The sequence below is a fragment of the Phaeobacter sp. QD34_24 genome (assembly GCF_028890115.1).
Classification (GTDB): domain Bacteria; phylum Pseudomonadota; class Alphaproteobacteria; order Rhodobacterales; family Rhodobacteraceae; genus Phycobacter.
Genome location: NZ_JARCJD010000001.1, coordinates 49,850 through 62,054, shown reverse-complemented (window position 1 = coordinate 62,054; position 12,205 = coordinate 49,850). Strand labels below are relative to the sequence as shown.

The 12,205-nt window shown below is 61.3% G+C and carries 10 protein-coding genes; 4 read left to right on the top strand and 6 right to left on the bottom strand.

Going from position 1 to position 12,205, the window contains the following annotated elements; translation table 11 throughout:
• Window positions 1-63 precede the first annotated feature (63 nt).
• Both PXK07_RS00285 and mfd read left to right on the top strand, forming a co-directional pair.
• Window positions 64-588, top strand: coding sequence for a component of SufBCD complex (locus tag PXK07_RS00285; protein WP_274846185.1), 525 nt, complete (start codon window positions 64-66; stop codon window positions 586-588).
• Window positions 589-629: 41 nt separating this feature from the next.
• Complete coding sequence (mfd, locus tag PXK07_RS00280) at window positions 630-4,091, top strand: transcription-repair coupling factor (protein ID WP_274846184.1); 3,462 nt, start codon at window positions 630-632, stop codon at window positions 4,089-4,091.
• A 72-nt stretch (window positions 4,092-4,163) separates the two neighbouring features.
• Here mfd and PXK07_RS00275 read toward each other — a convergent pair whose 3' ends face one another.
• The 4 genes from PXK07_RS00275 to PXK07_RS00260 all read right to left on the bottom strand — a co-directional run bounded on the left by PXK07_RS00275 (window position 4,164) and on the right by PXK07_RS00260 (window position 8,116).
• Window positions 4,164-5,387 carry an MFS transporter gene (locus PXK07_RS00275; protein WP_274846183.1) on the bottom strand — a complete coding sequence of 408 codons (1,224 nt, stop codon included), beginning with the start codon at window positions 5,385-5,387 and terminating at the stop codon, window positions 4,164-4,166.
• A gap of 150 nt (window positions 5,388-5,537) precedes the next feature.
• The gene (locus tag PXK07_RS00270) at window positions 5,538-5,918 is read right to left on the bottom strand and encodes a potassium channel family protein (protein ID WP_274846182.1); all 381 of its coding nucleotides are present in this window, start codon (window positions 5,916-5,918) and stop codon (window positions 5,538-5,540) included.
• A gap of 13 nt (window positions 5,919-5,931) precedes the next feature.
• Window positions 5,932-6,600 (bottom strand): DsbA family oxidoreductase, encoded by a 669-nt coding sequence (locus tag PXK07_RS00265; RefSeq protein ID WP_274846181.1) that lies wholly within the window; start codon window positions 6,598-6,600, stop codon window positions 5,932-5,934.
• 7 nt (window positions 6,601-6,607) lie between these two features.
• On the bottom strand, window positions 6,608-8,116 hold the full coding sequence (locus tag PXK07_RS00260) for a class I adenylate-forming enzyme family protein (protein ID WP_274846180.1): 1,509 nt from the start codon (window positions 8,114-8,116) through the stop codon (window positions 6,608-6,610).
• A gap of 64 nt (window positions 8,117-8,180) precedes the next feature.
• On the opposite strand from PXK07_RS00260, the gene PXK07_RS00255 reads away from it, so the two are divergent.
• Window positions 8,181-8,807 (top strand): helix-turn-helix domain-containing protein, encoded by a 627-nt coding sequence (locus PXK07_RS00255; RefSeq protein ID WP_274846179.1) that lies wholly within the window; start codon window positions 8,181-8,183, stop codon window positions 8,805-8,807.
• Between the two features lie 50 nt (window positions 8,808-8,857).
• Here PXK07_RS00255 and PXK07_RS00250 read toward each other — a convergent pair whose 3' ends face one another.
• Both PXK07_RS00250 and PXK07_RS00245 read right to left on the bottom strand, forming a co-directional pair.
• The gene (locus tag PXK07_RS00250) at window positions 8,858-9,094 is read right to left on the bottom strand and encodes a hypothetical protein (RefSeq protein WP_274846178.1); all 237 of its coding nucleotides are present in this window, start codon (window positions 9,092-9,094) and stop codon (window positions 8,858-8,860) included.
• A gap of 156 nt (window positions 9,095-9,250) precedes the next feature.
• Complete coding sequence (locus PXK07_RS00245; protein ID WP_274846177.1) at window positions 9,251-11,071, bottom strand: extracellular solute-binding protein; 1,821 nt, start codon at window positions 11,069-11,071, stop codon at window positions 9,251-9,253.
• A 341-nt stretch (window positions 11,072-11,412) separates the two neighbouring features.
• Between PXK07_RS00245 and PXK07_RS00240 the strand changes: the two genes are divergently transcribed.
• The gene (locus PXK07_RS00240; protein ID WP_274846176.1) at window positions 11,413-12,186 is read left to right on the top strand and encodes a 3-hydroxybutyrate dehydrogenase; all 774 of its coding nucleotides are present in this window, start codon (window positions 11,413-11,415) and stop codon (window positions 12,184-12,186) included.
• Window positions 12,187-12,205: the final 19 nt, after the last annotated feature.

Genomic DNA, 12,205 nt, shown 5'->3' with positions numbered 1-12,205 from the left:
GCAACCGGGCTGACCGGTTGATATAGGGCGCCACAGGAAAACCGTTCACAAAGGGGCGCCGGGGTGGATCTGCTGCAGACATTGACCGAGATGATCGATCTCAGATCCTTTTCCAACCTCTGGTATTGGATTGCCTTGGCCGTGATGTGGTCGTCGGCAAGCCATTGGATCCTCGGCGTGCCCTTCGACATGGTGCATCGCGCCCGCAAGGCCCAGGGGCAGTCGGCACAGGATCTTGAGGATCTGGTGCGGATCAATGTCAACAGGATCCTTTATGTGGCTGAAAATGCTGGAATTTGGCTTCTTGGGATCGCCTGTTTCGTGCTCTCGTCACTGGCCACCTTGGGGTTCTTGCTGATGGTGGAGTTCGCCCAGGCCGTGTTTCTGCTGATGTTTCCCATGGCCATCGTGGGGCTGATCAACCTGATCACGGCCCGTGCGATCCGCGCCGATGACCCACGGGAGGAGGCGCTGTATCGCAGGCTTGCAACCTCCCGCTTTGTCATCCAGTTCCTTGGCATGATTTCGATCTTCGTGACCGCGATGTGGGGTATGTATCAGAACCTTCACTTAGGCGTTTTTGGGTAACCCGCCGCTACGATGCGTTTGAAAAAAGGGAGACAGGTAGCATGACGCAGCGTGCAGTGACCATGGGCGGCGCGCCCGAAGGCTATGACGCCCGGCTGATCCTGAAAGAGGTGGAGAAATCCGGCGGTCCGGTGCTGCATGTTGCCCGCGATGACAAGCGGATGGAGGCGATGCGCGCCGCATTGGCGTTTTTTGCCCCGCATCTGCCGATCTTTGTCTTTCCCGGCTGGGATTGCCTGCCGTACGATCGCGTCTCTCCCAATGCGGATATCTCTGCCGCGCGCATGGCTACGCTGGCCGCGCTTGTGCATCAGATGCCGAAAGAGTTCGTGCTGCTGACCACGCTCAATGCCGCCAGCCAACGGGTGCCCGCACGCTCGGTCCTGCGCGAGGCCGCCTTTACCGCCCGGGTGGACCAGCGGATTGATGAAGAAGCGCTGCGCAACTTCCTGGTTCGAATGGGGTTTTCCCAAAGCCCCACGGTGATGGAGCCGGGCGATTACGCCATTCGCGGGGGCATCATCGATATCTTTCCGCCCGGCGACGCAGGCCCGGTTCGGCTGGATCTGTTTGGCGATGTTCTGGATGGGGCACGCCGGTTTGATCCGGCCACGCAACGGACCACGGAAAAGCTGGACCTGATCGAGCTGGCGCCCGTCTCCGAGGTGATCCTGGACGAGGCGGCAATCACCCGCTTCCGGCAGAACTACCGTATCGAATTTGGCGCGACCGGAACCGACGACCCGCTGTACGAGGCGGTAAGTGCGGGGCGTAAACATCAGGGGATCGAACATTGGCTGCCGTTCTTTCATGAAAACCTGGAAACCCTGTTCGACTATCTGCCGAAGGCCTCGATCACGCTGGACGATCAGGTGACCCCGGCGCGGCTGGCGCGCTGGGACAGCGTTGCAGACCAGTATGAGACCCGCAAGCTGGCGATGGCCCAGAAGGGGCGGATGGATACGGTCTACAAGCCGACCCCACCGGGCCTTCTGTACCTGGACGATGCGGCCTGGGAGGCGGCAACAGCCGATCACCGCACCATACAGTTCCACCCTCTGGCGCAGGCCTCTGGCCCGGGTGTGGTGGATGCCGCCGGGCGGATCGGGCGCAATTTCGCGCCGGAACGGCAGCAGGAAAACATCAGCCTATTCGGGGCCTTGGCGGATCACATTAAATCCCGCATGCAGAAGGGGCCGGTCGTGATCGCCTCCTATTCCGAAGGGGCACGCGAACGGCTCACGGGATTGATCGAGGATGAGGGCCTGGCCGAGGCAATCCCGGTGATGGATGGCACCCGCATTGGCAAATCCGGCCTGCATCTGGCGGTCTGGGCGCTGGAACACGGGTTCGAAGCCCCGGATATGACGGTGATCTCGGAGCAGGATGTGCTGGGGGACCGGTTGATCCGCGCGCCGAAGAAACGCCGCAAGGCGGAAAACTTCCTGACCGAGGCGCAGTCGCTCTCTCCCGGGGATCTTGTGGTGCATGTGGATCACGGGATTGGCCGCTACATGGGGCTGGAGGTGATCACGGCGGCCGGGGCGGCGCATGAATGCCTGGCCCTGGAATACGCCGAAGAGGCCAAGCTGTACCTGCCGGTGGAGAATATCGAACTCCTCAGCAAATACGGCCACGACGAAGGGCTTCTGGACCGTCTCGGCGGCGGCGCCTGGCAGGCCAAGAAGGCCAAGCTGAAGGAACGCATCCGCGAGATGGCCGACCGGCTGATCCGGATCGCCGCCGAACGTGCCCTACGCAAGGCGCCGATCATGGATCCGCCGCCGCACGCCTGGGAGGAGTTCTCGGCCCGCTTCCCCTATCAGGAGACCGACGACCAGCTGACCGCGATCAAGGACGTGATGGAGGATATGACCTCGGGCCGCCCGATGGACCGGCTGGTCTGTGGCGATGTTGGCTTTGGCAAGACCGAGGTCGCCATGCGCGCGGCCTTTGTCGCGGCCATGTCGGGTGTGCAGGTGGCGGTGATTGCGCCCACAACCCTGCTGGCACGGCAGCACGCGGCCTCATTTAAGGAGCGTTTCAGGGGCTTTCCATTGGAAGTCAGGCAGTTGTCGCGTTTTGTTAGCGCCAAGGACGCCGCCAAGACCCGGGAAGGCATGGCACGCGGCACCGTCGATATCGTGATCGGCACCCATGCGCTTTTGGCCAAGGGGATCAAGTTCCAGAACCTCGGGTTGCTGATCATCGACGAGGAACAGCATTTCGGGGTTGGTCACAAGGAACGCCTGAAACAGCTGCGCAGCGACATCCACGTGCTGACCCTGACGGCAACCCCGATCCCGCGGACCCTGCAGCTGAGCCTGACGGGCGTGCGTGACCTGTCGATCATCGGCACCCCGCCGGTGGACCGGCTGGCGATCCGCACCTATGTCAGTGAATTTGACGCGGTCACCATCCGCGAGGGGCTCTTGCGCGAACATTATCGCGGCGGGCAGAGTTTCTACGTGGTGCCGCGTATTTCGGACCTGGCAGAGATCGAGGAGTTCCTGATGCAACAGCTGCCCGAACTCACCTATGTGGTGGCCCATGGCCAAATGGCGGCCGGCGAGCTGGATGACCGGATGAACGCCTTCTATGACGGCAAATACGATATCCTCTTGGCCACAACCATCGTAGAATCCGGCCTCGACATCCCGACCGCCAACACCATGGTGGTGCATCGCGCCGATATGTTCGGCCTGGCGCAGCTCTATCAGATCCGCGGCCGGGTGGGGCGCTCGAAAACCCGCGCCTATGCGTACCTCACCACCAAACCCCGCGCGCGGCTGACCGCAACGGCCGAGAAACGACTGAAGGTCCTGGGCTCGCTCGACACGCTTGGTGCAGGTTTTACCCTTGCAAGTCAGGATCTTGATATCCGCGGTGCAGGTAACCTCCTGGGTGAGGAACAGTCCGGCCAGATGCGGGATGTGGGCTATGAGCTTTATCAATCCATGCTGGAAGAGGCGATCGCCAAGATCAAATCCGGTGAGCTGGAGGGGCTATCGGAGACCGAGGACCAATGGGCACCGCAGATCAATCTGGGCGTGCCGGTGCTGATCCCCGAAGACTACGTGCCCGATCTGGATGTGCGTCTTGGCCTTTATCGCCGCCTGTCCTCGCTCACCACCAAGGTAGAGCTGGAGGGGTTTGCCGCCGAACTGATCGACCGTTTTGGGAAATTGCCGAAAGAGGTCAATACCTTGCTGCTGGTTGTTCGCATCAAGGCGATGTGCAAACGGGCCGGGATCGCAAAACTGGATGGCGGGCCAAAGGGCGCAACGATCCAGTTCCACAACGACAAGTTCGCCTCTCCCGAAGGGCTGGTTTCCTTCATCCAGGATCAAAAGGGGCTTGCCAAGGTCAAGGACAACAAGATCGTCGTGCGGCGGGACTGGAAGAAAGAGAGCGACAAGATCAAGGGCGCCTTTGCCATTGCCCGGGACCTTGCCGAAAAGGCCATTGCAGAAAAGAAGAAGGCCAAGGCGAGCGGTCAGTGAACCCTGGCAGGCTATGGGATAAAACGCCTCTCCACACTATGGGAGAGGCGTGACCATCATCCCCGAGACAGGTTAGCGGTCTTCCACCCGGGCCATGTGCAGCATCACGAAAAACCCGACTGTGGCCATGGCAAAGATGCCTGCGGTCAGCGGCACCAATGAGCCGTCGAACAAAAGGCCGACAGGCGCCGCAATGGCGGCTGCGGCGACGGTTGAAATCGCGCCCATGACAGAGGCCGCCATGCCGGCGATATGGCCCATCGGCTCCATCGCCATGGCATTGAGATTACCCAGGGTGACGCCCGCCATGAAGAACACGCTGGTCTGCCAGGCCACAAATAGGCCAAAGGCCAGGCTATCGCCCAGGGGCAGCATTTCCAGCACCAGCATTGCCGCGGACAGAAGGATCTGCGCCGCCAGCGCCATGGTGACCATCCGGCGCATGCCCAGGCGCACCACCAGAACCGCGTTCAGCAGGCTCCCGGTGCCCGAAACGAGGGCGATGGCAAAGAACCAGAAGGGAAAGCTCTCGGCCCGATCAAACACCACGTCATAGGCGGGCTGGACCAGGGTGATCATGGTGAACAGCATGCCCAGGCACAGGCATTGCGCCAGGATCGACAGGCGCACGGTGGGATGGGCGATCATTTCCTGCAAGGCCGCCAGCATCAGGGCAATGCGCATCGGGCGCCTATCGCTTTGGGCCAGGGTTTCCGGCAGGCGGGCACCGACCCAAAGGGCGATAATCACCGCAAAACCCGCAAATGCCAGGAAAATACCGCGCCAGTCGGAAAGCAGGATGATCCCGGTGCCAAGCATCGGCGCGATGGCGGGCACCAGGGTGAAAATCATCATCGCGATGGAGACGACCCGCGCCATTTCGCGCCCTGAATACATGTCCCGCACCACGGCCATGGCCACAACCCTTGGCCCGGCGGCGCCCAAGCCCATGGTCAAACGCGCCAGCAGCGCCAGCTCCAGCGACTGCGCCGCCCAGGCCGCGAAGGCGGAGAGGATATAGAGGAGCACACCCGCAAAAATAACGGGTTTGCGGCCAAAGGCATCGGAAAGCGGACCCGTGAAGAAGGTACCGATCCCCATGCCCAGAACAAAGGAGGTAATGATCAGCTGGGCGCGGTTCACATTGTCGGGGCTGAGTGTCTCCCCGATTTCCGGCAGGGCCGGCAGCATGGCATCGATCGAAAAGGCAATGGTGGCAAACATCATCGCGATCAAGGCGATGAATTCACCTTTGGACATCGGGTTTGCACCCGATTTGGAAATGGAATCTGACATAAGTGACCTCTTGCGCCACTTCGAAAGGATGCGGAAATCGGATCCAATTCGGGCGGCGCCTAGGGGCCGGTATCACGTTTTCTTGAGAGGGGCCAGAACACCCATCGCACAGGGTTCTGTGCATTGCTGTTGGGCGATCAAGCCTTGCGCTCAGTTCTGGCCGGGCTCAAAGGGCGCGGGATCCGGGCAATCATCCTCGTTGGCCGGACCGGGAGGATCGGCGCTGTTGTGGCGGCCAAGGTGGGCCACCAGCCATTCGCTGTGCTCTTCGCGTTTTTGGATCTGGTAGAGCGCGAATTCACGCACGGCCAAGGCAAAAACACCAAGCCCGCTGCAGATCAGGATAATCGTTCCGATCTTGCCGGCGGCCGTGACTGGCACAAAATTTCCGTAGCCCACGGTGGATATGGTCACCACAGTGAAGAACAGGCTGTCCAGCCAGTTCCAGCCTTCGGCGTAATGGAAGAAAACCGTGCTGAGCGCGATGATCCCGATCAGGGTCGCAAAGATGCTGGAACGTTTGAACTGCATGACCTCTAGAGCATCACTCGGCTTGGGGCGCGGCCTTTATCTGCTCCATGATATCGGCGATGACCTGCTTCCACAACTCGGGCGGCTGGGCGCCGGGAACTGCGTGCTGATTTGCCACAACGAAGGTCGGCACCGAATTCACCCCCATCTTGCGGGAATGGGCATCGCGGGACTGGATCGCGTCGCGGTCGCTGTCACCCTCCAGCAGTTTCAGCACCACGTCCCGGTCCATGCCGATCTCTGCGGCGATATCGGCCAGGGTGCCGTGATCGCCGATATCCTGTCCTTTGGTGAAATAGGCCTCGAACAGGGCATCCACCGCGGCGGTCTGCTTGCCTTCGATCCCGGCCCAATGGATCAGCCGGTGCGCATCCAGCGTGTTCGGGGTGCGCTGCATGGCCTCAAAATCGATCGAAAGCCCCGCTTTTTCAGCATGTTCCACCACCGGGGCATAGGCGCGTACGGCCGCCTCCTTGCCGCCGAACTTGCCTTCCAGATAGGCGCGCCGGTCCATGCCTTCTACGGGCATCTCGGGGTTGAGCTGGAACGGATGCCATTCGATCACAAAGGGATGGTCCGGCACCTCGGCCAGCGCCTTGTCGAGGTGGGTCTTGCCGATATAGCACCAGGGGCAGATCGGATCCGAAAGAATGTCGAGCTTGACCGTGGGGAGTTGCGTCATGGGGCGGTTATCCTTCGAAATAGGCGGGCAGGGCGCGGCGCAGAAGTTTGCCGTTGGCGCCCGTGGGCAGGGCGTCCAGATGCACATAGGCACGCGGTTGCTTGTACCGGGCAAGCCGGGAGGAGGCAAAGTCCATAAGCGCCTCGGTCGCGATAACGTGAGTGCCTGTGTAAAAGGCGACGATAATATGGGTGTCTGCCTTAACCTCGACCGAGGCCACGCCCACCTGGGCAATATCCGGATGGGTGGCCAGGACCGTTTCCACCTCGATGGGAGACACCCGGAACCCGCCCGCGTTCATCATGTCATCGGCCCGGCCCAGATAGGTCACCTGGCCATCAACGGCCATGGCGCCTTGATCGCCGGTCAGGAACCACTCTCCCTGCATGCGGGCCTCGGTCTCTTCCGGCGCGTTCAGATAGCCCAGCATGAGGCCTGGATCGCTGCGGTGAACGGCAATGGTGCCTTCGGTACCCTGCGGCACCGGGCCATCGGGGCCAAGGATGGCGACCCGGCGCCCGGGCTGCGGCTGGCCCAGGGCATCGCCGCGCGCGGGATGGGCCGGGGAGGCGGAAATGAAGGTGGAGCATTCCGACATGCCATAGGCTTCATAGAGCGCGGTTTCGCTGTGCTGGCGCCACTGCTCGGATAGGTGCTGCGACAGTTTCTCTCCGGCGCATAGCCCATGACGCAGGCTTGGAATGCTCAGATCGCCACCTTGGCTGAGGATCTTTCGATAAACTCCTGGTGCAGCGGCGAAAATCGTCGCCTGATACTGGCGCAGCAAGGCTGGTATTGCAGTGGGGTCTGTCTCCGGCTCGGGGATCAGGGCGGTGGCGCCCATGGCCCAGGGATCCATCAGCCCGGTGCCAAGGGTGAAGGTCCAGTTGAAGGCGCCCGCATGCAGCAGCCGGTCGGTTTCGGTGAGGTCGTACCAGTCGCGGATCATCATTTGCCGCGCCCAGATCGCCCGGTGGGCATGGGCCACGGCGCGTGGCTTGCCACTGGTGCCGGAGGTATAGACCACGTAGGCCAGCCGCTCCGGGTCGCCCATCTGATAGTCACAGGGCGGCAGGCTGCGCATTGCCGTCAAATCCTCCAGGGGGATCTCCTTGCGGTGTTCGGTCGAGGCCACGGCGGGATCGCGCAACACGGCTGCAACATCCAGTTCCGCGACCATCTTGGCAATTTCCGGCGGTGTCAGCTGCGATGAGGTGGGAACGGGGATGATCCCGGCTGCGATGGCACCAAGATAGGCGATGGGAAAGTCGACCGTATTGCCAAGACGCATCAGCACGATATCGCCGGGCTGCAGGCCAGCCTCCAGCAGGCCGGTGCCGGTGCCCCGCACGGCGGCCTCCAGATCGGCGTAGCTCCAGATCTGGGACGCGGTTTGCCCAAGCACCTCCAGGGCGATCTTGCCGGGGTGATCGACGGCGGGGCGCAACACATGGGCGGCCAGGTTGAAGGGGGCGGGGCAGGGCGCAAAGGCGCCTTTGTCAAATATCGAGATCATAGGGCGTGGCTATAGCGGGACGTGGCGCGTTGCAAGCGGCAGTCCTGCGTCCTATAGAGGCGGAATGACAACCGGACGCGACCCCAAATCCCTGATTACCATCGCCCGTTCTGGCGGAGACAGCCCAGAGGCCGAACCCCTGGACCTGGGCGCCCGTGTGCGCGAACTACGCAAGGCCCGCGATTGGACGCTGGAACATGCGGCCAATCAGGCCGGGCTGGCGCGCTCGACCCTGTCCAAGATCGAAAACGGCCAGATGTCGCCCACCTATGAGGCGTTGAAAAAGCTGGCGGTGGGGTTGGAAATCTCGGTGCCGCAGCTGTTCACGCCGCCGCAGCGCGAGCAGGTCAACGGCCGCATGACCGTGACCAAATCCGGCGAAGGCTCCGCCCAGGCGACGGCCACCTATGAACACGAATTGCTGGCCGAGGGGCTGACCCGCAAGCAGATGCTACCCTATCGCGCCCGTGTACGTGCCCGCTCGATGGAAGAATTCGACGGCTGGGTTCGCCATGATGGCGAGGAATTCCTCTATGTGCTGACCGGTGTCATCATGCTGTATACGGAGTTCTACGAACCGGTGGAAATGCGCCGGGGAGACAGCGCCTATTATGACGCCGCCATGGGGCATAATGTGATCTCGGTCAGCCCCGAGGACGCCACCATCCTATGGGTAACCTCTCTGGTCTAAGTTATTATAAGGGAGCATTTTCCACAACATCGACAGCCGTGATCCGGCGGTCAGATGTTGTCGAGTTCCAGTTCCAGCTCTTCGTGCAGGCTTTCCCAGAACAGGAAATCATCGGCCTCTTCGCGGGCCTCGGTCAGGGTCAGGTGATGGGATTGCGCCAGATAGGCGATGAAGCCGTCCTTGTCCCGCACCGGGCAGGGCGCCAGGCGACGCTGCAGATAGGGAAACCGCTGTTTTGCGCGGGGAAAGCGGACAGCCCAGCTGGCAGAGGCGAACAGCTCCGACATGTGTCTCTCCCACGTGAACAAACACCCAATTACCGCCCCATGGTAGCAAATGTGGAAAAAAAGAAAACATTTCTGTTAGAGACGTCAATTCCCGGGCGCCTTCACGCGCAATGATGCCACTCAGGCTCAGGAGCCATTTCCGGTGGAGTCTGGGCGCTACTTGTTGGGCTGGTACCACCAGACGTCCGGGAAAAACTCGGTACGGTCGCCGTAGATCGGCAGGGTTTCAGGGTGGTGAAGCTCGGAGAGATGCGCGATGCGGCCCTTGTCATATTGCCAGATCGGGATCACGTAGCGGCCAGCCGTCAGGATCCGGTCAAGGGCACGCACGGCGGCGGTGAACGCCTCTGTGGTTTCTGCCGACAGCATGTGGTCGATCATCGCGTCGACCGCCGGGCTGTCGATGCCCATCAGGTTGCGGCTGCCCGGCTGGTCAACGCCAGCGCGGCCCCAATACAGACGCTGTTCGTTTCCGGGGCTCAGGGACAGGTCACGGCGCAGGCGCGTAAGATCAAAATCGAATTCGGATTGGCGTGCCACATATTGTGCATTATCAACAAGTTCCGGCGAAAGTGTGATCCCAAGCCGCTCCAGGGCGCGGGCATAGATCTCCACCACAGTCTTCATTTCCGCATCGCCCTGGCGCAGCAGCACCGACAGCACCAGAGGCTCACCATCCTGGTTTTTCAGGACACCTTCGCGGACCTCCCATCCGGCCTCTGCCAGCAGCTTTACGGCGCGCCGCAGATTCTTGCGGTTGCGGCTGGTGCCGTCGCTTTGAGGCAGCTCATATCCCTCGAGGGTGCCGGGCAAGAGCTGATCGGCAAAGGGGGCAAGCAGATCCCGCACCTGCCCCGTGGCTGGCCCGGGACCCAGGCCCAGGTCGGAGTTGGAGAAATAGGAGGTGATCCGGGGCTGCACGCCGCCGGTGACGGTGCCATTGATATATTCGAAGTTGAAGGCCAGGAGCAGCGCCTCGCGCACGCGCCAGTCATCCAGCGGCGCCCGGCGGGTGTTCATGGCCAGACCGGTCATGCCCGATGGGCGTTGATGGGGGATCTCGGTTTTGGTGATATCCCCGCGCGTTACGGCGGGAAAGTCATAGGCGTTGGCCCATTTGTCCGGGTTGAACTCGCGATAGGCGCTCAGCTCCCCGGCCTTGAAGGCCTCGAACAGGACGGTTTCATCGCCAAAGAAATCGATCCGCAGCTCGTCGAAATTCCGGGTGCCGCGCCGAAGCGGCAGATCGCGGCCCCAGTAATCGGGATTGCGGGTCAGGGTGACATGGCGCCCGGCCTCGAAATCGCTCACCACATAGGCGCCCGTGCCGATGGGGGCTTCGCTCAGGCCCGATGCGGCAAAGTCCTTCCCCTGCCACTGCGCTTTCTTCAGGATGGGTCTCAGCCCCGCGATCAGCGCCAACTCGCGGTCGGCGACATTGAAGCTGAGGCGCAGGCTGCGCGGGCCGGTTTGCTCGATTGTGTTAACCTTTGACCAGAAACCGCGATACCTCAGGTGGCCCTCGGTGCCCAGGGTCTGATAGGACCAGATCACATCCTCGACCGTGACCGGGCTGCCATCCGAAAACCGGGCCTCGGGGCGCAGGGTGAATTCCACCCAAGAGCGATCGTCAGGAACTACAACTGATTCGGCCAGTAACCCATACAAGGTAAAGGGTTCATCCCAGGAGCGGCCCATCAGGCTTTCATAGGCCCAGGACCGAAGCTGCCAGGGCGGCGTGCCTTTCTGCGCAAAGGGGTTCAGGGTATCGAAGCCGCCGGTATTGCCGACCACTAACCGCCCGCCTTTGGGCGCATCTTGGTTAACGTAAGGGAGCGCTGAAAACCCCGGATCCAGGGCAGGTTTTCCATACATTGCAATGGCATGGGATGATTCTGCAGATGCAGATACCGCCCCGAGTGACAGGGCGATTCCAAATGTGAGGGCGCGAACGGCAGGGAAATAATCAGAACTCACTTTGGCAACAATCCCATTCTACCCTTATTTTGCTGAGGCTTAACGCTAAAGCCTCATCTTCCTCATTTCAAACTTTTAGCTTGGAGGGAAGCCAGAAATTGCGTATAAGAGAGTTACTGCTCGATAGGTTTCTTGCCTGTATGAAACCTGCCTCAATAACTTAACGCCCGCCTTGTGCGGGCGTTTTTTTCTGGGTTTTTCCCGGGATTGCGGCTGGCGGAAAATCCCTCTCATAGAGTTGTGAACTCTCAGGTGCAACTCAGTAGTCCTACGCGTTTTCTTCCGGATGCCCGCATGGCAAAATGGCGCGCAAACACACTCTGTTCGAAGGACTATCTAGCATGACACTAAAGGGTAAGACGGCTGTTGTGACCGGATCCAATTCCGGCATTGGCCTTGGCGTTGCACGCGAACTGGCCAAGGCCGGTGCGGATGTGGTTCTGAACTCCTTTACGGATCGGGATGAGGATCATGCGCTAGCGGCTCAGATCTCCGACGAGTTTTCCGTCTCGGCGCGATATATCAAGGCCGACATGTCCAAAGGCACCGACTGCCGCGCCCTGATCGAGCAGGCGGGTAGCTGCGATATCCTGGTCAATAACGCCGGGATCCAGCATGTCGCCCCGATCGACCAGTTCCCGCTGGACAAATGGGACGCGATCATCGCGATCAATCTTAGTTCCGCCTTCCACACAACCGCAGCGGCGCTGCCGCTGATGCGCGCCGCCGGATGGGGCCGGGTGGTCAATATCGCCTCGGCCCATGGCCTGACCGCCTCGCCCTATAAATCGGCCTATGTGGCGGCGAAACACGGTATTGTCGGCATGACCAAGACGGTGGCGCTGGAAACCGCGGAAGAGCCGATCACCGCCAATGCGATCTGCCCCGGCTATGTGCTGACCCCGCTGGTGGAGGCACAGATCCCCGACACCATGGAGAAATACAACATGGGTCGCGAAGAGGTGATCAAGAAAGTGATGCTGGAGCGCCAGCCCTCGCGCGAGTTTGCCACTGTCGAACAACTGGGGGGCACCGCGGTGTTCCTGTGCTCCGATGCGGCGGCACAGATCACCGGAACCACCATCAGCGTGGATGGCGGCTGGACTGCGCTCTGACAGATAGCTTCCGACAGAT

Coding starts and splice junctions, on each gene's coding strand:
- PXK07_RS00240 (WP_274846176.1), top strand. CDS start 11,413: ATGACACTAAAGGGTAAGACGGCTGTTGTGACCGGATCCAATTCCGGC.
- PXK07_RS00275 (WP_274846183.1), bottom strand. CDS start 5,387: ATGTCAGATTCCATTTCCAAATCGGGTGCAAACCCGATGTCCAAAGGT.
- PXK07_RS00260 (WP_274846180.1), bottom strand. CDS start 8,116: ATGATCTCGATATTTGACAAAGGCGCCTTTGCGCCCTGCCCCGCCCCC.
- mfd (WP_274846184.1), top strand. CDS start 630: ATGACGCAGCGTGCAGTGACCATGGGCGGCGCGCCCGAAGGCTATGAC.
- PXK07_RS00270 (WP_274846182.1), bottom strand. CDS start 5,918: ATGCAGTTCAAACGTTCCAGCATCTTTGCGACCCTGATCGGGATCATC.
- PXK07_RS00255 (WP_274846179.1), top strand. CDS start 8,181: ATGACAACCGGACGCGACCCCAAATCCCTGATTACCATCGCCCGTTCT.
- PXK07_RS00250 (WP_274846178.1), bottom strand. CDS start 9,094: ATGTCGGAGCTGTTCGCCTCTGCCAGCTGGGCTGTCCGCTTTCCCCGC.
- PXK07_RS00265 (WP_274846181.1), bottom strand. CDS start 6,600: ATGACGCAACTCCCCACGGTCAAGCTCGACATTCTTTCGGATCCGATC.